This is a genomic window from Actinomadura rugatobispora (assembly GCF_055379765.1).
Map to the genome: position 1 here is coordinate 11,241,250 of NZ_AP029191.1, position 18,973 is coordinate 11,260,222.

The following is an 18,973-nucleotide window of genomic DNA, read 5'->3' on the forward strand; positions in this document are numbered from 1 at the left end:
CCACCTCGAACGCTCAGCCACTGGTCTCCGCTCTGATCGGCTCCACCAGCCTCGGGTCGCACGCCAGCCGGTAGCCGCGCTTGACCACGGTCTCCACGATCCCCGACCGCCCCAGCCCGCGGCGCAGCCGCGCCACGGCCATCTCCACCGCGTGCTCGTCGGCCTGCGGACGGCCCTCCCGCGACCAGGGCGTCCCGCCCACGATCAGCCGGCTCGGCAGCACCCCGCACAGCTCGGCGCGCGACACCACGTGCCCGGGACGCCGCGCCAGCGCCCGCAAGATCGCCATCGGCGCCGGCGCGATCGGCCGCAGCTGGCCGTCCAGGACGACCGCGTGCCCGCGCAGCTCCAGCGACACCCCGCGCACCTGCAGCAGCCGCGACCGGCGGCGCGGCAGGTCCGACACCAGCGCCCGCACCAGCGCCCCGATCCGCGCCCGTTCCGGCTGCACGGTCGGCACGCCCCGCTCGGCCAGCGGCTGCGCGGTCACCGGGCCCACGCACGCGGCCACCACGTGGGTGCGCAGCGCCTCCAGCAGCGGCTCCTCCAGCCCGTCCTCCGCCGCCACCGCCAGCGTCGCGGCCACCGCCGGCGAGGAGGTGAACGCGATCGCGTCGACCGTCCCCGCCACCGCCTGCCCGACCAGCCGGCGCAGCGGCGTCGAGTCGTCGGTCCGCGACCACCGGTACACCGGGATCTCGATCACCTCGGCGCCCGCCTCGCGCAGCGCGTCGGTGAACTCCGGGAGCTGCTCGCCGTACAGCTGCACCGCGATCCGGGCGCCCCTGACATCCTTCTCCAGCAGGTGGTTGAGCACCTCCGCGCAGCTCTCCGAGTCCGGCGACCAGCGCTCCTGAAGCCCGGCCTGCCGGATCGCGCCGCGCGCCTTGGGGCCGCGCGCCAGGATGTCCACCTGCCCCAGCCGCTCGATCAGGCCGTCGCGCAGGCCCCACCCGTCGGCGGTCTCCAGCCAGGCCCGGAAGCCGATGCCGGTGGTGACCACCACGTGGTCCAGGGGACGTTCGATGCACTCGTGCGTGGCGTGCAGCAGCTCGGCGTCGTCGGACAGCGGGATGAGACGGATCGCGGGAGCGTGGACGACCCGGGCGCCGCGCCGCTCCAGCAGCGTGGCCAGTTCCTCGTGCCGCCGGGCTGCGGTCACCCCGACGGCGAATCCGGCGAGGGGCTCACTCTCGGTGTTCATCGGGGCCGGTCACCTCCACGGGCACCTCCGAAACCGCCTGCCGCGGCGCCTGCAGCGCCACCTCCACGCGGTCCCCGGCGGGCACGCGGCGGATCGCGAAGGTGGGGAGCGCCACCTGCGGATCGTCCAGGCAGGATCCGGTGCGCAGGTCGAAGACCTGCTTGAACATGGGCGAGGCGACGGTGGGAGCGCCGCCGCGGGTGCCCAGGATCCCGCGCGAGATCACGTAGGCGCCGCTGAACGGATCGAGGTTGGACAGGGCGTACAGGTCGCCGTCGAAGGTCCGGAACACCGCCACCTGGACGCCCTCGACCATCGCGCAGGCGCCGCGTTCGGCGGTCAGGTCGGAGTAGGAGCAGATGTCGTGCCAGCCGGCCCGCTCGGCGGGTGGGAGCCCGGCGAGGGCGAGGACGGGAGCGAGTTCGGGCGTCGTGGTCATGGTGCGGCCACCTCCAGCCGTGGACCGGTCACCAGGACCGGCTTGATCTGGTCGCGCTCGGGTTCGAAGACGATGCTCGGATCGGGTGTGTCGGGTGCGTTGACGAAGGAGACGAAGCGGCTGAGCTTCGCGGGGTCGTTGAGGGTGTCGCGCCACTCGTCGGAGTAGGAGCCCACGTGCCGGTCCATCGCGGCGTCCAGCTCCGCGCAGATGCCCAGCCGGTCCTCGACGACGACCTCGCGGAGGTAGTCCAGGCCGCCCTCCAGGCCCTCCAGCCAGGTGGCGGTGCGCTGCAGCCGGTCGGCCGTGCGGATGTAGAACATCAGGAACCGGTCGATGTAGCGGACCAGGGTCTCGTCGTCCAGGTCGGTGGCGAACAGGTCGGCGTGCCGCGGGCGCATCCCGCCGTTCCCGGCGACGTAGAGGTTCCAGCCCTTCTCCGTCGCGATGATCCCGAAGTCCTTGCCCTGCGCCTCGGCGCACTCGCGGGCGCACCCCGACACCGCCGACTTCAGCTTGTGCGGGGCGCGCAGCCCCCGGTAGCGCAGCTCCAGCTTGATGGCCATGCCGACCGAGTCCTGGACGCCGTAGCGGCACCAGGTCGACCCCACGCACGACTTCACCGTGCGCAGCGCCTTGCCGTAGGCGTGCCCGGACTCGAACCCGGCGTCCACCAGCCGCTTCCAGATCAGCGGGAGCTGCTCGACGCGGGCGCCGAACAGGTCCAGCCGCTGCGCCCCGGTGATCTTGAGGTAGAGGTCGAACTCCCTGGCCACCTCGCCGATCACGATCAGCTTCTCGGGGGTGATCTCGCCGCCCGGCACCCGCGGCACCACCGAGTAGGTGCCGTTCTTCTGCATGTTGGCCAGGAAGTGGTCGTTGGTGTCCTGCAGCGCCGCCTGCTCGCCCTCCAGGATGTGCCCGTTGCCCAGGCTGGCCAGGATCGAGGCCACCACCGGCTTGCAGATGTCACAGCCGCGGCCCCGGCCGTGCTGCTCGATCAGGTCGGTGAAGGTGCCGATGCCGCGCACCCGCACGATGTCGAACAGCTCGGCGCGGCTGTACTCGAAGTGCTCGCACAGCGCCCGGCTGACCTCGATCCCGGCGGCGGTCAGCTCCGCGTCCAGGATCTTCTTGGCCAGCGGCACGCAGCTGCCGCAGGTGCTGCCCGCCCTGGTGCACGCCTTGATGCCGGGGACGTCGGTCAGGCCCTCGTCGCGGATCGCGCAGCGGATCGTCTCGGCGCTGACGTTGTTGCAGCTGCAGATCACGGTGGCGCCGGGCAGGTCGCCGCCGGCCGCCTCGGTGCCGCCGAACAGCGCCTGCTCGGGCGAGCCCGGCAGCTCGGCGCCGATGTAGGCGCGCAGCGTCGGGTACGACTCGGCGTCGCCGACCAGCACCCCGCCCAGCAGCGTCCGCGCGTCGTCGCTGACGATCAGCTTCTTGTAGACGCCGGCGACCGGGTCGGTGTAGGTGACGTCCAGGGCGCCCTGGTCGGGCCCGGCGAACGGGTCGCCGAAGCTGGCCACGTCGACGCCCATCAGCTTGAGCTTGGTGGACAGGTCGGCGCCGTCGAAGCGGGCCGGGCTCTCGCCCCCGGACGCCAGCGCCAGCAGCCGGTCGGCGACCACCTCGGCCATGCTGAAGCAGGGCGCGACCAGGCCGTACACCTGGCCGTCGACCAGGGCGCACTCCCCGATCGCGTAGATCGCCGGGTCCTCGGTGCGGCACGAGCCGTCCACCACGATGCCGCCCCGCTCGCCCACCGGCAGGCCGCACTCGCGGGCCAGCGCGTCGCGGGGGCGGATCCCGGCCGAGAAGACCACCACGCCGGCCTCGATCGCGGTGCCGCCGGACAGCGCGACCCGCGCCACGGAGCCGTCGTCGCCGGCCTCCAGGCCCTCCATCGGGGTCCCGGCGTGCACCTTCATGTCCAGGGCCTCGATGTGGCGGCGCAGCATGGCGCCGCCGCCCTCGTCGAGCTGGCGCGGCATCAGCCACGGCGCGACCTCGACGACGTGGGTGTCCACGCCCAGGCCCTGCATCGCCCTGGCGGCCTCGAGCCCGAGGAGCCCGCCGCCGACCACGACGCCGCCGGTCCCGGGGCTTGACGTTGTAAGGTTCGCGCAGTGGTCGCGGAGCGCGTCCAGGTCGTCGATGGTGCGGTAGACGAACACGCCGGGGAGGTCGTGGCCCGGGACCGGCGGCACGAACGGCGCCGAACCCGTCGCCAGCACCAGCGCGTCGTAGGGCGCCTCGCGCCCCGACGCGGTCCGGACCGTGCGGGCCGCGCGGTCGATCGCCACCACCGGGTCGCCGGTCAGCAGCTCCACGCCGGCGTCGTGCGGCGCGCAGGCCAGATCCGCGTCCTCGGTCAGGTAGGAGGTCAGCGCCACCCGGTCGTAGGCCGGGCGGGTCTCCTCCCCGATCACCGTGACGCGCCAGGAACGGGCCGTGTCGCGCTCGCGCAGCGCCTCGACGAGCCGGTGCCCGGTCGGCCCGTGGCCGACCACGACCAGCTCCATGGGTTCGTCCCCTCCGTCGTTCATGGGCCCGATCCTCAGCAGGAGCCGTTTCGCGGTTGCGTCCCCTTTGTCACCGGCGTGTTAAAAGACGCTCACCTCGAAATCGAATCGTGGTCATCCCGCAATCAACACGGCAAAATTTCCGCGCATCTTTCCGAATAGGCGAAAACCCGCCGCGATGCCCGGCCGAACTTCTCGACCGGGCCCGCGACGGGCCCTCGTCCCGATTCCCCGCGCCCCGCGGGCTCACCCGGCGGGAACGGAGTCCTGCTCCCCCAGCCAGGCCACGATGCCCTCCAGGGCGTCCCGGCAGCCGCCGCAGCCGGTGCTCGCCCGGGTCCGCGCCGCCACCTCGTCCGCCGTTCGTGCGCCTTTCTCCCAGCACGCCCGGATCTGTCCCTTGGTGACGTTGTTGCACTGGCAGACCGTCGCCGCGTCCGGCATCCGCACCGGCGAATCGGCGGGCTGCGCACCGCCGATCCCCGGGAAGAACAGGCTGAGCCGATCGGCCGGCAGCGGCGCCGCCCGGTCGTACAGCTGGGTCAGAGTCCCCGCCGTGCTCGTCTCCCCCAGCAGGATCGCCCCGATCACCCGGTCCTCGCGGATCGTCACCTTCTTGTACGTCCCGCGGCTGGCGTCGGCGAACTGGATCACCTCCACGCCGGGATCGTCGTCGCCGTGGTGGGTCTCCCCCATCGCCACCAGGTCCACGCTGGCCGCCTTCAGCCGGGTGATCTGCCGGGCCCCGGTGAAACGGGCCCGCGCGTCAGCGCCGGTCAGCAGGTCGGCCAGCACCGTCGCCTGCTCCCACGCCGGCGCCACCAGCCCGTAGACCGTGCCGCCGTACTGCGAGCACTCGCCGATCGCGCGCACCGACGGATCCGACACCGACCGCAGCATCTCGTCCACCACGATCCCCCGGTCGACCTCCAGCCCGGCCGCACGCGCCATCCCAACCTCGGGCCGCACTCCGCACGCCAGCACGACCAGATCGGCGTCCAGGGCCTCGGGCCCGTCCCCGCCGCCGCCCGGCGCGGCCAGCTCCACCCCCGTCACGCGCGGCCCGGACGCCTCCCGCACCACGCGCAGCGCGGTCACGTTGACCTCGACGCGGGCCCGGATCCCCAGCCTGCTCAGCGTGCGGGCCAGCACCTTCCCGGCCCCGGGATCGAGCTGGCGCTCCATCAGGTGCCCGGCCAGGTGCACCACCGTCACCTCCAGGCCGCGGCCCACCAGCCCGCGCGCGGCCTCGATGCCCAGCAGCCCGCCGCCGATCACCACGGCCCGCCGCGCTCCCGCCGCCGCGTCGATGATCGCGCTGCAGTCGTCCAGGGTCCGGAACGTCACCGCGCCGCCGGGCAGCCCGTCCTCGGTGCCCGGGATCGGCGGCACCAGCGAGCTGCTCCCGGTCGCCATCACCAGCGTCCCGTACGGCACCGCGCTGCCGTCCGAGCCGTGCACGACCCTGGCCCGGCGGTCGATGCCGACCACCTCCACGCCCAGCCGCGCGTCCACGCCGCTCGCCTCGTACCAGGCCGGATCGACCAGGCCGATCTGGTCCGGACCGGTCACGCCGGCCAGCACGTTGGACAGCAGCACCCGGTTGTAGGGCTGCCGCGGCTCGGCGCCGAACACCGTCAGCGGCACCCGCGGGTCCCGCGCGCGGATCTCCGACACCAGCCTGGACCCGGCCATCCCGTTGCCCACGACCACGATCCCGCGGGACCGGGCCGCCGGCCCGTCGGCTTCGCTGATCACGTACCGGCTCCTTCGTCGATCGGGGTGGGGACGGCCCGGGGCTCCGCCGCTCCGGCGTCCGGGGACCCCAGCGGCTCGAGGCGGACGGCGCAGACCTTGAACTCCGGCATCCGCGACATCGGGTCCAGCGCCGGATTGGTGAGCAGGTTGGCCCTGCCCTCGCCCGCCCAGTGGAAGGGGATGAAGACGGTGTCGTGACGGATCGCGTCGCTCAGCCGCGCCCGCACGGTGGCGGCGCCGCGGCGGCTGGCCACCCGCACGTCCGCGCCCTCGGCGATGCCCAGCCGCCCGGCCAGATCGGGGTGCAGCTCCACGAACGCCTCGGGCGCCGCCTCCGCCAGCGGCCGCACCCGGCGGGTCTGGGCGCCGCTCTGGTACTGGGCGAGCACCCGGCCCGTGGTCAGGTACACCGGGTAGTCGGCGTCGACGTCCTCGGCGGCGCCGCCGTGCTCGACCGGGGTCATCCGGGCGCGGCCGTCGGGCGTGGCGAACCGGTCGAGGAACGGCCGCGGCGTGCCCGGATGCTCCTCGGAAGGGCACGGCCAGAAAACGCCGCCCTCCTTCTCGATCCGCTCGTAGGTGATCCCCGAGTAGTCGGCGAGACCGCCCGCGCTGGCCTCGCGCAGCTCCTCGAACACCTCCGCGGGCTCCTCGCTCCAGGTGCCGGGGGCGTGCAGCCGGTCGGCGAGCACGGCCAGGATCTCCAGATCGGTCCGCACCCCCTCCGGCGGCCGCTGCGCCCGCTTGCGCCGCAGGACGCGGCCCTCCAGGTTCGTCATCGTGCCGCCCTCCTCCGCCCACTGGGCGGTGGGCAGCACCACGTCGGCGCGGCGCGCGGTCTCGGAGGGCACGAAGTCGGCGACGGCCAGGAAGTCCAGCGCGTCCAGCCGCTCCTCCACCTGCGACGCCCGCGGCGCCGACACCACGGGATTGGAGCCGAACAGCAGCATCGCCTTGGGCCCGCCGTCGGTGCCCAGCGCCGACAGCAGCTCGTAGGCCGAACGCCCCGGACCGGGCAGGTCCGCGGGGTCCACCCCCCACACCGCCGCCACGTGCGCGCGGGCCTCCGGATCGTCGATCTTGCGGTAGCCGGGGAGCTGGTCGGCCTTCTGCCCGTGCTCCCGGCCGCCCTGGCCGTTGCCCTGCCCGGTCAGGCAGCCGTACCCCGAGCCCTCCCGGCCCGGCAGGCCCAGCGCCAGCGCCAGGTTGATGAACGCGGTCACCATGTCGGTGCCCCGCGCGTGCTGCTCGGTGCCGCGCGCGGTCAGGACGTAGGAGCGCTCGCCCCGCGCCAGCAGCCGCACGGCCTCGCGCATGTACGGCACCGGCACCCCGGTGATCCGCTCGACCCGCTCCGGCATGTAGGCGTTGACCACCCTGCGGACGGCCTCGAATCCCGAGGTGCGCGCCGCCAGGTACGCCTCGTCCAGGAGCCCCTCCACGATCGCCAGGTGCAGCAGGCCGTTGGCCAGCGCCAGGTCGGTGCCCGGCGTCGGCTGCAGGTGCAGGTTGGCCTGCCGCGCCGTGGCCGTACGGCGCGGATCGACCACGATCAGCGCCCCGCCCGCCTTCTGCGCGTCGGTGAGGTGCCGCATGAACGGCGGCATCGTCTCGGCCACGTTCCCGCCGGCCAGCAGGATCGCCCCGGCCCGGCCCAGGTCGGTGATCGGCCCCGGCAGCCCGCGGTCCATCCCGAACGCGCGGCCCGAGGCCGCCGCGGCCGACGACATGCAGAACCTGCCGTTGTAGTCGATCTGCGAGGTGCGCAGCGCGATCCGGGCGAACTTCCCCAGCTGGTAGGCCTTCTCGTTGGTCAGGCCGCCGCCGCCGAACACCGCGACGGCGTCCGGGCCGTGCGCGCCCTGCACCCGTGTGATCTCCGACACGATCCGGTCCAGCGCCCGGTCCCACGTGACCGGCTCGAGCGGGGCGTCCCGCGAGGCGCGCATCAGCGGGGAGGTCAGCCGGTCCGGGACGGCCAGCATCTCGGTGGACGTCCAGCCCTTCTGGCACAGCCCGCCGCGGTTGGCCGGCACGTCCTCGCGCGGCACCACGCGCAACGGCACCGTGCGCGGCGGCAGCGACCGCGCGCCGCCGTGGACGCCGTTGGCACCGCCGACGCCGTTGGCACCGCCCGCACCGCCGGCGGCGGGCGCCTCCGCTCCGTCGTCGACCAGCGACATGCCGCACTGCAACGCGCAGTAGGGACAGTGCGTCGGAGTATCGGTCATGGCCCCGAGAGTGTGCGGGCCCCGTTTCGCGTCTGGGTCCCCTATGTGACCCGGGTGTTAAAAGCCGCTCACGCGACGCCGTTCACCAAGGTCAAGACCGGTGCGCGGGAACGGTCCCCGGCCAGGCCGGAGCACGTGCCGCGGCACGTTGACGATCACGTGTCAAGCGTTGTCGACCATTGTCAATGCCCATTCGGCGCTCCCCGCCCGGTAACCGAACGGATCGGCGGCGGCCCGCCGGACCGGCGCGCGAACCGGCCCCGACCACCGCCGAACGCACGGACGGGCGGGCCCGCGCGGCCTAATCTCGACTCATGCCCGACGCTGCTTATTACGCCTCGCTGCCGCGCACCCGCGGCGCCGCCGCGGCCCTGCTCCTCGACGATCTCGGGCGGGTGCTGCTGGTCAAGCCCACCTACAAGGAGGGCTGGTTCCTGCCCGGCGGGGTCATCGAGGCGGGCGAGTCCCCGCTGGCCGCCTGCGTGCGCGAATGCGAGGAGGAGCTCGGCCTGGTCCCCCGCCTGGACGGACTGGTCTGCGTGGACTGGGGGCCGCCCCGCGACGGCGTGGACGCGGTCAACGTCTTCGTCTTCGCCGGGGCCATCACCGCCGCGCAGATCGGCGCGATCCGGCTGCCGCCCGACGAGTTGTCCGACCACGTCCTGGTCTCCCCCGAGAAGGTGGCCGAGCTGGCGCCGCCGCACATCGCCCGGCGGATGCCGCCCAGCCTGCGCGGGATGGCCGAGGGCCGCGCCGTCTACCTCGAGGACGGCCGCACGCCCTCGTTCGGCGCCGCCGCCGGGGTAGCCTCGCCCTGAACGGGTAGGTGCGGCAGCAGAGGACCACGTTCCAGGGGGAGGACCGTCCACATGGCTGCCTGCGAGGTCTGCGGCAACGACTACGCGATGAGCTTCGAGGTGCACGCCCAGGGCGCCGTGCACACCTTCGACTCGTTCGAATGCGCGATCACCCGGATGGCGCCGATCTGCGAGCACTGCCAGTGCCGGATCCTGGGCCACGGCGTCGACGTCGACGGGCACTGGTACTGCTGCGCCCACTGCGCCCGCGCCTCCCAGCCGCGGGCCGCCGACCTGGTGGCAGACCGCGCCTGAGCGTGCCCTGACCAGGCCCTGACCAGGCGAGAACCAGGGCCGGCCGCCGCGCACGACCTCACAGCGCGGGCGGGCACGCGGTGCAGTGGAATTATCACTGCCGCATTACATGACACACACCTGCGAAATCCGGGGCTCCTAACTTCGGTGGCGGCACATCGACCACGAGGAGTCCCCGATGACCGTCACCACCGACGTCAAACCCAGAGGCCGCGGCTATCCGCTGACCCGCCTCAAGGGCCGCTGGATCGATGACTGGCGGCCCGAGGAGCCCGACTTCTGGCAGGGCGGCGGGGCGAGGACGGCCCGGCGCAACCTGATCTTCTCGATCTTCTCCGAGCACATCGGGTTCTCGGTATGGACGCTGTGGTCCGTGCTGGTCCTGTTCCTGGGCCCCGCCTACGGCATCGACCCCGCGGGCAAGTTCACGCTGACCGCCGTCCCGGCGCTCGTCGGCGCGACACTGCGGATCCCCTACACCTTCGCCGTCGCCCGGTTCGGCGGGCGCAACTGGACGATCTTCAGCGCGGCGCTGCTGCTGGTGCCCTCGGCGCTGGCCGCCTTCCTCATCGAGCCCGGCGTCTCCTACACCACGCTGGTGCTCCTGGCGGCCGTCGCCGGCGTCGGCGGCGGCAACTTCGCCTCCTCGATGGCCAACATCAACGCCTTCTACCCGCAGCGGCTCAAGGGCTGGGCGCTGGGCATCAACGCCGGCGGCGGCAACCTCGGCGTCGCCGTCGTCCAGCTGGTCGGCCTGCTGGTGCTGGCCACCGTGGGCAACGGCAGCCCCGGCCTGGTCGCGGGGATCTACATCCCGTTCATCGTGCTGGCCGCGCTCGGCTCCGCGCTCTACATGGACAACCTGTCCCAGGCCCGCAACGACAAGCGGGCGATGCGGGACGTGTGCAGGGACCCCCACACCTGGATCATGTCGGTGCTGTACATCGGCACGTTCGGCTCGTTCATCGGGTTCGGCTTCGCCTTCGGCCAGGTGCTCCAGGTGCAGTTCAAGGCCGACTTCGACACTCCGATCGAGGCCGCCTACCTGACCTTCCTCGGCCCGCTGCTCGGCTCCCTGATCCGCCCGGTCGGCGGCCTGCTGGCCGACAGGATCGGCGGGGCGAAGGTGACGTTCTGGAACTTCGTGGCCATGGCCGCCGCGGCCGGGGTGGTGCTGCTGGCCTCCGCGCAGGCGTCGCTCCCGCTGTTCCTGACCGGGTTCATCCTGCTGTTCGTGTTCAGCGGGGTCGGCAACGGGTCGACCTACAAGATGATCCCCGCGATCTTCCGCGCCAAGGCGCAGCTCGGCGTGGCCAACGGCGGCGACCCGGAGGCGGCCGAGCACGAGGCGCGGCGGCTGGCCGGCGCGCTGATCGGCATCGCGGGCGCGATCGGCGCGTTCGGCGGCGTACTGGTCAACATCGCCTTCCGGCAGTCGTTCCTGACCTACAAGACCGGGGACGGCGCCTACATCGCCTTCATCGCCTTCTACGCGCTGTGCTTCGCGCTGACCTGGCTGGTCTACCTGCGCACGCACCCGCGGAAGCTGGCCGGAGTCTGATCCCCCACCCGTATCGGCCCGGCCCGCGCCGAGGGCGTCTTCCCAGCCTCCAGGGAAGGCGCCCTCGGCCTTTTCAGAGTCCGGCCGGTCCGCCGGCTAGGACGACCCCTCCTGCTCGGACGCCCCGTCGGGCCAGTTCGGCGAGCGGCCCGAGGCCCGCAGCACCGACTCCCACGCGTCGCCCGAGGCCAGCGGCAGGTGCGGGACGCCCCAGTGCCACGCCGACACCAGCAGGCCCGGGTCGGCCGGGCGGTAGTCGGCCCCGATGGCGCGGGCCAGGTCCCAGGCGTGCAGGTGCCACTCCACGCACGCCGCCCCCGCGTGGTCGCCGACCGTGTACTTGGTGCCCCGGTAGATCAGGTGGGTGCGGTCCCACATGTCGGGCATCAGGTCGGCGTACGCGCCCGCCGACACGGTGAACGCCATGATCCGCTCGGGCCCCGGCTCCGGCGGCAGCACCGCCAGCTCGGCGGCGTTCTGCCGGGCCTGCTGGCGGATCAGCACGGCCGCGACGGCGTCCCGGGCGAACAGCTTGGCCAGCCTGCTGTCGGGCGCGTCCTGCAGGTACTCCAGGAAGTTCTCCGCCACGCAGCGCAGATGGCCGGCCAGGTCGATCGCCAGCCAGTCGGCGCAGGGGGTGGGCGCCTCCCAGTCCTGAACCCGGGCCGCCAGCGCGCGGACGGCCCGCACCCCGTCCTCGTAGGACTCGAGCACGCGATGCCGGTCAGGCGGCGTGCGCTCCACAGTTTCCCCCCGCGATCGCGACGACGTCCGGACGATGGCGGCCGGCCCCCGGCCCATCCCGTACGTGTGACCCTCCCCGGGGCCTCCCCGATCCCCCCGGGTGGGTAGATTCTCAGAGTTCGGCGGCCGGTGCCACCCGGTGACGCCGTGTCACCGCGTCACCGGGCCGCCGGGCCGCGCTCAGACGGCCGCGGCGGGGACGTCACGGTAGCTCAGCCGGTGCGCCTCGCGGGCGGTGCGCAGGCGGTCGACCTCGTCGGTCCAGGGCCGGACGGCCGTCTTCGCCTTGGAGCGCCGGAGCGCGATCTCGGCGGCGCGGCGCGTCTTGGCGTCGGCCCCCTCGGCGGCGTACACCTTCGGCCCCGCCGCCACCCGCTCGGCGGCCTCGGCCGCCTGCAGCACGGCCGTCAGCGCCTGGTCGAACGCGACCGCCTCGGCGCGCGCGCCGGTGTCGGTGGAGTCGGCGCCCTGGGCGGCGCGCAGCGCGGCCTCGGCCTCGGTGGCCCCGGCCAGCCGCTCGCGGTAGGTCTCGGCGAGCACCCGGTCGGCCTCCAAAAGTTCCGCGACGTCCTTGCTCATCCGGCGGCCCAGCGGCATAGCGGTGCTCCTCACGATCCTGCGGCCGGCGCTCCCCCGGCCGCTCGCGACGGCCGGGCGCACCCGGCGTGTCTTCCCATCCGGTCGGTGACAGCGTACGCTCGGGCCCGGCGTGTTGCGCGGGGGGACACCCAACTCGCGTCCTTTACGCAGTAAGGTTGCGGCATGGTCCGGCAACCGGCGCTCAACGCCAAGCACCGCGCCCCGCTGTCCACCGAGCGCATCATCGAGGCCGCGCTCCAGATCATCGACGGCCAGGGGCTCGGCCGTCTCACCATGCGCCGGCTCGGCGACGCGCTCGAGGTCGAGGCGATGGCGATCTACCACCACCTCCCCCGAGGCAAGGAACAGCTCCTGGACGCCCTGGTCACGCACGTGGCCGCCGTCCCCGCCGACGCGCCGGCCACCGGGCGCGGCGCCACCCGCTGGAGGGAGGCGCTGCGCGGCTGGGCCCGCGCCTACCGCGAGCGCCTCCTCACCCACGCCGGGGTACTGCCGCTGCTGGTCACCCGCCGCAACCCGGCCGCGCTCGCCGGCACCACCGCCTCGCTCAGGGAGATCCTCCGGCAGGGCGGCATCCCCGAGCGGACGGCCGCCGTCGCCGCCCACACGCTGCTGTCCTACGTCATCGGGCACGCCGCGATGGAGGTGCGCGGCACGACACCGGGCGGCCCGGAGGGTCCCGAGCCCGCCGGCACGGCCGCCGTGCCCGAGGGCCCCGTCGACTGGGACGCGCGGTTCCTGGCCGGCCTCGACCTCGTCCTGGCCGGGCTCAACCCCTGAAAGCCCGGCGGCGGTCAGTCCTCGACGACGAAGACGTCCAGGACGCGCGGGCCGTGCAGCCCCTCGGTGCGCTCCAGCTCGATCTCGCCGGTCGTGGCGGGGCCGCTGATCCAGGTCAGGGGCCGCGCCGGGTCGAGCCGGGCGACCGCCTCGGGCACCGTGCCGACGATCTGGTCGGCGTGCACCACGCACAGGTGGTACGGCGGGACGAGCGTCAGCGCCCGGCGGCCCTGCGCCCGCCCGCCGTCCAGCACGATCGTGCCGGTCTGCGCGATCGCCACCGCGCAGCCGGTGACCACGCCGTCCAGGCCGTCCAGGGTGCCCGGGTCCACCACCGGCGAGTCGGCCTGCGCCTGCACGCCCTCCAGCCCGGCCAGCCAGCCGAACGGCAGGTCGGCGGGCGCGATGATGCGCTTGGCCTCCCGGCCCCACAGCGCCGCGGCGATCGCGGTGGGCAGCTCGTCGGCGCTCACGTGCCGCACCGAGGCGCGCTGCTCGGCGACCCGCTCGGTGAACAGCGCGAGCACGTCGGCGCGGGTGGGCGCCTCCGCGCCGGTCAGCCGGCGCCGGTAGCCGCGCGGGATCGGCACCCGCGTGCCGCGCGCCGCGCCCAGCGCGTCGCGGACCCGGCCCAGCACCGTGTCGCGGGAGCTCATCGCCGCTCCCCCGCCGCGCCGCCGGGACGGGACGCCCACCAGGCGCGGAAGCTCTGCCGGGGCGGCGCGGGCACGTCCCGCGCGTCGGTCCACTTGCCGAGCAGCCCCGGCAGCCGGCGGATCCGGCCGCCGCGCGACAGCAGCCGCGCCCAGCGGGTGCCGCGGCGCAGCGCCGCCTCGTACCGGCGGCGGTCGCCCATCGTCCAGGCCAGCGTGCGCATCAGGGCCAGCTCGGGGGTCGGCACCGGCCGCCGCCGGCGCGACTCGATCACCTGCCCGCGCAGCCGGACCAGCAGATCCGGGATGTCGATCTTGACCGGGCAGACGTCGGAGCAGGCCCCGCAGAGCGTGGACGCGTAGGTCAGCGAGGCGTTGGCCGCGCTCTCCACGCCCCGCATGTGCGGCGTCAGCACCGCCCCGATCGGCCCCGGGTAGACGGCACCCTGCCCCCTCCCCGGTGAGCCGCCCGCGACCGCGTCGTAGGGGTGCCCGCCGGTCCGCTCGTACACCGGGCACACGTCCAGGCACGCCGAGCACCGGATGCAGCGCAGCGCGGCCCGGCCCGCCTCGTCGGCCAGCACGGAGGTGCGGCCGTTGTCCAGCAGCACCAGGTGGAAGGCGCCCGGCCCGTCGCCCGGGGTGACGCCCGTCCAGGTGGAGGTCGCGGCGTTCATCCGCTCCCCCGTCGCCGAACGCGGCAGCAGCTGCAGGAAGACCTCCAGGTCGGCCCAGGCCGGCACGACCTTCTCGATGCCCGCGACCGTGATCAGCGTGTCGGGCAGCGTCAGGCACATCCGGCCGTTGCCCTCCGACTCCACCAGCACCGCCGTGCCGGTCTCGGCGACCAGGAAGTTGGCGCCGGAGACCGCGACCCGCGCCGGCAGCATGCGCCCGCGCAGCCGGGCGCGCGCGGCCTCGGCCAGCGCCGCCGGATCGGCCCCCAGGTCGGCGGGCGCGCCGGGCAGCCCGCGGGCGAACAGCTCGCCGATCTGGGCCCGGTTCCTGTGCAGGGCCGGGAACAGCGGATGGGACGGGGCGTCGTCCTCGTCCAGGCCCACGATCAGCTCGCCCAGGCCGGTCTCGTGGACGGTGATCCCGGCGCGGTCCAGCGCGTCGTCCAGCCGGATCTCCCCCAGCACCGACGAGCGGACCTTGAGCACCTCGCCCTCCCCGGTGCCGCGGACCAGCCGGGTGACGATCCGCCTGGCCTCGGCGGCGTCGGCGGCCCAGTGCACCACGCCGCCCGCCTCGGTGACCGAGCGCTCCAGCTCCTCCAGGTAGGAGTCGAGGTTGAGCAGGGTCTGGTCCTTGATCGCGCGCCCGGCCTCGCGCAGCTCGTCCCAGTCGGCGGTGGCCGCGGTGGCTGCGGCGCGGCGCGCCCGCATCGCGGCGGCGGCGGCCGCCAGGTTGCGGCGCAGCCCGGGATCGGCCAGCGCGGTACGGGCGGCGTCGGCGAACCTGGGCGCCGCGGGCCGCGCGGAACCGCCGCCCGCGCCCCCGCCGGAACCCGCGCCGGAGCCCGGACCCATGCTTGAGGAGGAGGTCATCGTTCTGCCGGATGAGTCGTCGGAGGGCACCGTCATGTGACCTCCGTTCCGGCGAGTATCTCCGCCAGATGCAGGACGCGCACGCCGCCGCGCAGGCGCGACAGCGCCCCGCCGATGTGGGCCAGGCACGAGTTGTCGACGGCGCAGAGCACGTCGGCGGAGGTCTCCTGGATGCGCCGCACCTTGTCGGCCACCATCGCCACCGACACGTCCGCGTTCTTCATCGCGAACGCCCCGCCGAACCCGCAGCACTCCTCGGCCGCCGGCAGGTCGACCAGCTCCAGCCCCTTGACCTCGCGCAGCAGCCGCAGCGGCCGGTCGCCCACCCGCAGCGTCCGCAGCGAGTGGCAGGTCGGGTGGTAGGCGACCCGGTGCGGGAAGGCCGCCCCGACGTCGGTCACCCCCAGCACGTCGACCAGGAACTCCGACAGCTCGTACACGGCCAGGTCCTCGGCGGCGCGGGCCAGCCCCGTGTCACCGGCCGCCCTGGCCATGCGCGGATAGGCGTGCCGCACGGTCGCCGCGCACGACGCCGACGGGGTCACGATCACATCGCCGTCGCCGAACGCCGCGGCGAACCCGCGCGCCAGGTCGGCGGCCTCCCGGTGGTAGCCGGTGCTCCAGTGGGCCTGACCGCAGCAGGTCTGGCCCGGCGGGAACGTCACCTCGTGCCCGAGCCGTTCGAGCAGGACGGTGACGGCGCGGCCGGTGCCGGGGAACATCGCGTCGTTGAAGCACGCGACGAACAGCGCGACGCGCATCACGGTTCACCTCCCCCAAGGCCGACCCCCGTGGGTCATCGTAGAGCGGCGGGGGACGCCGCCCGGCCCTCACACGGATTCTGGGGAAACGTTTCTCGTCCGGTCGGCGTGTCGGTCTCCGGCCGTTCTCCGAAGCGGGGGACGCTGGGCCTGGCACCGCAGGGTGAGACGGGTCACAGCCGCGCGGTACTTCGGTACCACGGGACAACCGTCCCAACGGGCTATGGCCGGGGGCGGCGAACCGTTCCACACTGAGGTGCGTCAGAACAGACGACCGCAACCGAGTACCAGACCGGAGGCACGCCGATGTGCCCGCACCAGCCGCCCTGTCCCACGGCCGACGGCCCGAACCGCGAGGCCGCCCGCACCCTGGCCACCCACCCCGAGCAGGGGTGGAGCCTGCTGTGCAACGGCGTCGTGCTCTTCGAGGACACCGGTGAGCTGCTGCCCGACGGGGGAATCATCGCACCGCACCGGCCGACGGACCTCCCGGAGCCGTCCGCCGCCTGACCAGGGGGACCGGCCCTGACGGGCCGGGACTAGTCCAACTGGGTGATCTTCCTCGGGGGCCAGCCCGCCCGCCCGGAACCTCTGGGCCCGTCCAGGGCCCGGAGGGAGCACGGGTCCTTCGTCTCGACCCTCACTCCTCCGACCCGCCTCCCCATCGAGCACCGCCGCGCGGTCATCCGGCCGCGGCGCACCAGCGGCGCAGCCACGGCGCGACCGCGGCGCCCACCGCCGCGGGGTCCTTCGCCAGCTCGTGACGCTCGCCGGGCAGCACGACGACCTCGGCGGCGTCCGCCGGATCCGGGATCCCGAAGGGGTCCCGGTCCCCGTTCACCACCAGCGCCTCCACGCCCGCGTCGCGCGCCTCGCGCAGCTCGCCGGCCCGCGACCGGTCCGGCTTCCCCGGCGGGTGCAGCGGGAACGCCAGCGCCACCACGCCGCTCGCCCCGGCCGCCCCGGCCGTCCGGCAGGCCACCCGCGCCCCGTTGCTGCGGCCGCCCTGCACCAGCGGCACCTCGCCGTACCGGTCCCGGAGGACCTTGATCACCTGGAGCCAGTCCTCGTCCTGGCGGACCGCCGAGCCGGGCGCCCGCCGCCCGGCCGCGCGGAACGGCTGCAGCACCCGCGCCACCGCCCCGCCGAGGCCGAGCGCCTCCTCCCGCACGGCCAGCAGGTCGGGGGCGTCGACGCCGCCGTTCGAACCGTGCGTCAGGACCAGCAGGAACGCCGCGCCCTCCGGGCCGTCCGGCTCGTCCAGCGTCAGCTCGGCGGGCCCCCGCCCCGTCACGATCTCCATGTCACTCACGGTAGCCGGTGCGGGGCGACACGCCGGCGCCGGGCCCCGCCCGCGCGTGATCGCGTACGGCAGACTGGCCGCATGGGGAAGATGACCGACAGCGAATGGCGCGCCTTCGTGTCCGAGGGCACCCGCACGGGGAAGCTCGCGGTGACGCGGGCCGACGGAAGCCCGCACGTGACCCCGGTCTGGTTCGTGCTCGACGGCGACGACCTGGTGTTCACCACGCACGGAACGGGGGTCAAGGGCAAGGCGGTCCGCCGCGACCCGCGCATGTCGGTCGCCGTGGACGACCAGACCCCGCCCTACTCGTTCGTGACGATCCTGGGCGAGGCGAGCGTCTCGGAGGACCCGGACGAGCTGCGCCGCTGGTCCACGGCCCTCGGCGCCCGGTACATGGGCGCCGACCGGGCCGAGGAGTTCGGGACGCGCAACGCCGTCCCGGGCGAGTACCTGGTCCGGGTGCGGATCACCAAGGTGATCGCGCAGGCCGCCGTCGCCGGATAGCCCCGGCGGCGACGCCTCGACTCAGGTCTCGGGGACGGGCTCGACGTCGGGCCAGCCCGGCGGCAGCGCCGGCTCGGGGTCGCCCATCGCCAGCCGCAGCCGCTCGGCGAAGCTCTCGTGCAGGAGCGGACCCCAGGCGTAGTCGCTGGGCACCCGGACCGCCTGGCCCATGACCTCCTGCGCCTCGCGCACCTCCTGCGCCTCGCCGGCCTCGCCCGCGCGCGGCTCGGGACGCCGGGCGTACCGGACCGCCAGCAGCGCGTACATGTGGTCGAGCGCGCCGAACGCCTCGCCCGCCAGCGCGGGCAGCGTCCCCTCGGACACGGACTGCTCGACCACCGGCTCCCACCACAGGTCGGCGGGATCGGCGTCCGCCGCGTCCTCGTCGTCGGGGGCGAAGTCGCGGCGCAGCCGGGCCCGGACCTGGCCGGCGACGCCGGGATCGGCCAGCCCGCGCCGCCACACCTCGCGGGCCTCGGCGCCGCGGCCGCGCAGCGGCAGCGTCCGCGCCAGCAGTTCGACCGCCAGCGGCCCGACCTCGCCGTCGGCGGCCGCGCCGGGCTCGCCGAGCGCCGCCGAGAACGCGCCGATCGCCTGGTCGAGGTGGGCGATGCCCGTCGCGACGGCCAGCCGCGTGTAGGCGTAGGGGGCGGTCTCCCGGTCGATCAGCCTGAGCCCGGCGGTGAGGATCCGCAGGGCGCGGGACGGCTCGCCGCGCTCCAGCAGCCGCTGCGCCAGGTCGTGCGCGGCGACCGGGCCGTACTCGGCGTCGCCGGTGCCGACCGCGTCCTCCCAGCGGCCGCGGGCGGTCTCGAAGTCGCCCTGGTCGTCGGCGAGCCGGGCCAGGGCCAGCAGCGCCGGCGGCAGGTAGGCCGGGTTGCCGAAGTCGACCACGGCCCGCCAGGCCGGCCCGGCCTGCTCGTGCTCGCCCGCGCGCTCGTGGGTGAGCGCCAGGTGGTACGCGGCGCGCGGCCCGTACTCCGGGTCGCCGGTCGCGATGGCCTCCCGGTCGGCCTCCCGGGCGCCCTCGACGTCGCCGCCGTCGTCCAGGACGACGGCCAGGCCGAGGGCCGCCTGGGCCCGGAACGGGGTGTCGCCCAGGGCGAGCACCCTCTCGAACAGGGCGGCGGCCCGGCCGGGCTCGCCCGTCTCGGCCAGCCGCCTGGCCTCCTCGCACAGCCGCGCCGGGTCGGCCGGGTCCGGGGTGTCGCTCATGCTCCGCCTCTGGGGGTCGGGTCGGTGTCC

18 protein-coding genes are annotated in these 18,973 nt (G+C 74.7%); 6 read left to right on the forward strand and 12 right to left on the reverse strand.

Annotation, left to right across the window (positions count from 1 at the left end; translation table 11 throughout):
* Positions 1 to 13 precede the first annotated feature (13 nt).
* The 5 genes from ACZ466_RS50395 to ACZ466_RS50415 form a co-directional block, all read right to left on the reverse strand.
* On the reverse strand, positions 14 to 1,204 hold the full coding sequence (locus tag ACZ466_RS50395; protein ID WP_378281097.1) for a uroporphyrinogen-III synthase: 1,191 nt from the start codon (positions 1,202 to 1,204) through the stop codon (positions 14 to 16).
* Positions 1,188 to 1,643: a nitrite reductase small subunit NirD gene (gene nirD / locus ACZ466_RS50400; RefSeq protein ID WP_378281098.1), complete on the reverse strand. Its 456-nt coding sequence runs from the start codon at positions 1,641 to 1,643 to the stop codon at positions 1,188 to 1,190. The genes ACZ466_RS50395 and nirD overlap by 17 nt, the downstream gene beginning before the upstream one ends.
* Positions 1,640 to 4,192: a nitrite reductase large subunit NirB gene (gene nirB / locus ACZ466_RS50405; protein ID WP_378281099.1), complete on the reverse strand. Its 2,553-nt coding sequence runs from the start codon at positions 4,190 to 4,192 to the stop codon at positions 1,640 to 1,642. The genes nirD and nirB overlap by 4 nt, the downstream gene beginning before the upstream one ends.
* A 222-nt stretch (positions 4,193 to 4,414) precedes the next feature.
* Entirely contained in the window at positions 4,415 to 5,926 is a 1,512-nt protein-coding gene (locus tag ACZ466_RS50410) for an FAD-dependent oxidoreductase (protein WP_378281100.1), read from the reverse strand.
* Positions 5,923 to 8,157 (reverse strand): molybdopterin oxidoreductase family protein, encoded by a 2,235-nt coding sequence (locus ACZ466_RS50415; RefSeq protein ID WP_378281101.1) that lies wholly within the window; start codon positions 8,155 to 8,157, stop codon positions 5,923 to 5,925. The genes ACZ466_RS50410 and ACZ466_RS50415 overlap by 4 nt, the downstream gene beginning before the upstream one ends.
* A gap of 314 nt (positions 8,158 to 8,471) precedes the next feature.
* Here ACZ466_RS50415 and ACZ466_RS50420 point away from each other — a divergent pair, with 314 nt between their 5' ends.
* The 3 genes from ACZ466_RS50420 (at position 8,472) to ACZ466_RS50430 (ending at position 10,830) form a co-directional block, all read left to right on the forward strand.
* Entirely contained in the window at positions 8,472 to 8,975 is a 504-nt protein-coding gene (locus ACZ466_RS50420) for an NUDIX domain-containing protein (RefSeq protein WP_378281102.1), read from the forward strand.
* Positions 8,976 to 9,026: 51 nt separating this feature from the next.
* Complete coding sequence (locus tag ACZ466_RS50425) at positions 9,027 to 9,269, forward strand: hypothetical protein (RefSeq protein ID WP_378281103.1); 243 nt, start codon at positions 9,027 to 9,029, stop codon at positions 9,267 to 9,269.
* 178 nt (positions 9,270 to 9,447) lie between these two features.
* Complete coding sequence (locus ACZ466_RS50430; RefSeq protein WP_378281104.1) at positions 9,448 to 10,830, forward strand: nitrate/nitrite transporter; 1,383 nt, start codon at positions 9,448 to 9,450, stop codon at positions 10,828 to 10,830.
* Between the two features lie 96 nt (positions 10,831 to 10,926).
* Here ACZ466_RS50430 and ACZ466_RS50435 read toward each other — a convergent pair whose 3' ends face one another.
* Together ACZ466_RS50435 and ACZ466_RS50440 are read right to left on the reverse strand one after the other, a co-directional pair.
* Complete coding sequence (locus ACZ466_RS50435; RefSeq protein WP_378281105.1) at positions 10,927 to 11,544, reverse strand: maleylpyruvate isomerase N-terminal domain-containing protein; 618 nt, start codon at positions 11,542 to 11,544, stop codon at positions 10,927 to 10,929.
* 210 nt (positions 11,545 to 11,754) lie between these two features.
* Positions 11,755 to 12,171: a plectin gene (locus ACZ466_RS50440; RefSeq protein WP_378281106.1), complete on the reverse strand. Its 417-nt coding sequence runs from the start codon at positions 12,169 to 12,171 to the stop codon at positions 11,755 to 11,757.
* A 165-nt stretch (positions 12,172 to 12,336) separates the two neighbouring features.
* Between ACZ466_RS50440 and ACZ466_RS50445 the strand changes: the two genes are divergently transcribed.
* The gene (locus ACZ466_RS50445) at positions 12,337 to 12,954 is read left to right on the forward strand and encodes a TetR/AcrR family transcriptional regulator (RefSeq protein ID WP_378281107.1); all 618 of its coding nucleotides are present in this window, start codon (positions 12,337 to 12,339) and stop codon (positions 12,952 to 12,954) included.
* 14 nt (positions 12,955 to 12,968) lie between these two features.
* Here the strand turns inward: ACZ466_RS50445 and ACZ466_RS50450 are convergent, their stop codons facing one another.
* The 3 genes from ACZ466_RS50450 to ACZ466_RS50460 are packed head-to-tail and all read right to left on the reverse strand — an operon-like array spanning position 12,969 to position 15,918.
* Complete coding sequence (locus ACZ466_RS50450; protein WP_378281108.1) at positions 12,969 to 13,610, reverse strand: LutC/YkgG family protein; 642 nt, start codon at positions 13,608 to 13,610, stop codon at positions 12,969 to 12,971.
* Positions 13,607 to 15,139: a lactate utilization protein B gene (locus ACZ466_RS50455; RefSeq protein WP_464042172.1), complete on the reverse strand. Its 1,533-nt coding sequence runs from the start codon at positions 15,137 to 15,139 to the stop codon at positions 13,607 to 13,609. The genes ACZ466_RS50450 and ACZ466_RS50455 overlap by 4 nt, the downstream gene beginning before the upstream one ends.
* A 50-nt stretch (positions 15,140 to 15,189) precedes the next feature.
* Positions 15,190 to 15,918: a (Fe-S)-binding protein gene (locus tag ACZ466_RS50460; RefSeq protein WP_378281110.1), complete on the reverse strand. Its 729-nt coding sequence runs from the start codon at positions 15,916 to 15,918 to the stop codon at positions 15,190 to 15,192.
* 306 nt (positions 15,919 to 16,224) lie between these two features.
* Here ACZ466_RS50460 and ACZ466_RS50465 point away from each other — a divergent pair, with 306 nt between their 5' ends.
* A complete protein-coding gene (locus ACZ466_RS50465; RefSeq protein WP_378281111.1) occupies positions 16,225 to 16,428 on the forward strand; it encodes a DUF5999 family protein in 204 nt (67 codons plus the stop codon).
* A gap of 172 nt (positions 16,429 to 16,600) precedes the next feature.
* On the opposite strand, the gene ACZ466_RS50470 is transcribed toward ACZ466_RS50465, so the two are convergent.
* Positions 16,601 to 17,221, reverse strand: a complete 621-nt coding sequence (locus tag ACZ466_RS50470) for an alpha/beta hydrolase family protein (protein ID WP_378281112.1) — start codon at positions 17,219 to 17,221, stop codon at positions 16,601 to 16,603.
* Between the two features lie 81 nt (positions 17,222 to 17,302).
* Between ACZ466_RS50470 and ACZ466_RS50475 the strand changes: the two genes are divergently transcribed.
* Complete coding sequence (locus ACZ466_RS50475) at positions 17,303 to 17,728, forward strand: PPOX class F420-dependent oxidoreductase (RefSeq protein WP_378281113.1); 426 nt, start codon at positions 17,303 to 17,305, stop codon at positions 17,726 to 17,728.
* A 21-nt stretch (positions 17,729 to 17,749) separates the two neighbouring features.
* Here ACZ466_RS50475 and ACZ466_RS50480 read toward each other — a convergent pair whose 3' ends face one another.
* The gene (locus ACZ466_RS50480) at positions 17,750 to 18,943 is read right to left on the reverse strand and encodes a tetratricopeptide repeat protein (RefSeq protein ID WP_378281114.1); all 1,194 of its coding nucleotides are present in this window, start codon (positions 18,941 to 18,943) and stop codon (positions 17,750 to 17,752) included.
* Positions 18,944 to 18,973: the final 30 nt, after the last annotated feature.

Excerpts from the sequence above, each read along its gene's own strand:
- ACZ466_RS50395 (WP_378281097.1), bottom strand. The coding sequence starts at position 1,204 with ATGAACACCGAGAGTGAGCCCCTCGCCGGATTCGCCGTCGGGGTGACC.
- nirD (WP_378281098.1), bottom strand. The coding sequence starts at position 1,643 with ATGACCACGACGCCCGAACTCGCTCCCGTCCTCGCCCTCGCCGGGCTC.
- nirB (WP_378281099.1), bottom strand. The coding sequence starts at position 4,192 with ATGAACGACGGAGGGGACGAACCCATGGAGCTGGTCGTGGTCGGCCAC.
- ACZ466_RS50415 (WP_378281101.1), bottom strand. The coding sequence starts at position 8,157 with ATGACCGATACTCCGACGCACTGTCCCTACTGCGCGTTGCAGTGCGGC.
- ACZ466_RS50420 (WP_378281102.1), top strand. The coding sequence starts at position 8,472 with ATGCCCGACGCTGCTTATTACGCCTCGCTGCCGCGCACCCGCGGCGCC.
- ACZ466_RS50425 (WP_378281103.1), top strand. The coding sequence starts at position 9,027 with ATGGCTGCCTGCGAGGTCTGCGGCAACGACTACGCGATGAGCTTCGAG.
- ACZ466_RS50430 (WP_378281104.1), top strand. The coding sequence starts at position 9,448 with ATGACCGTCACCACCGACGTCAAACCCAGAGGCCGCGGCTATCCGCTG.
- ACZ466_RS50440 (WP_378281106.1), bottom strand. The coding sequence starts at position 12,171 with ATGCCGCTGGGCCGCCGGATGAGCAAGGACGTCGCGGAACTTTTGGAG.
- ACZ466_RS50445 (WP_378281107.1), top strand. The coding sequence starts at position 12,337 with ATGGTCCGGCAACCGGCGCTCAACGCCAAGCACCGCGCCCCGCTGTCC.
- ACZ466_RS50450 (WP_378281108.1), bottom strand. The coding sequence starts at position 13,610 with ATGAGCTCCCGCGACACGGTGCTGGGCCGGGTCCGCGACGCGCTGGGC.
- ACZ466_RS50455 (WP_464042172.1), bottom strand. The coding sequence starts at position 15,139 with ATGGGTCCGGGCTCCGGCGCGGGTTCCGGCGGGGGCGCGGGCGGCGGT.
- ACZ466_RS50460 (WP_378281110.1), bottom strand. The coding sequence starts at position 15,918 with ATGCGCGTCGCGCTGTTCGTCGCGTGCTTCAACGACGCGATGTTCCCC.
- ACZ466_RS50465 (WP_378281111.1), top strand. The coding sequence starts at position 16,225 with ATGTGCCCGCACCAGCCGCCCTGTCCCACGGCCGACGGCCCGAACCGC.
- ACZ466_RS50470 (WP_378281112.1), bottom strand. The coding sequence starts at position 17,221 with ATGGAGATCGTGACGGGGCGGGGGCCCGCCGAGCTGACGCTGGACGAG.
- ACZ466_RS50475 (WP_378281113.1), top strand. The coding sequence starts at position 17,303 with ATGGGGAAGATGACCGACAGCGAATGGCGCGCCTTCGTGTCCGAGGGC.
- ACZ466_RS50480 (WP_378281114.1), bottom strand. The coding sequence starts at position 18,943 with ATGAGCGACACCCCGGACCCGGCCGACCCGGCGCGGCTGTGCGAGGAG.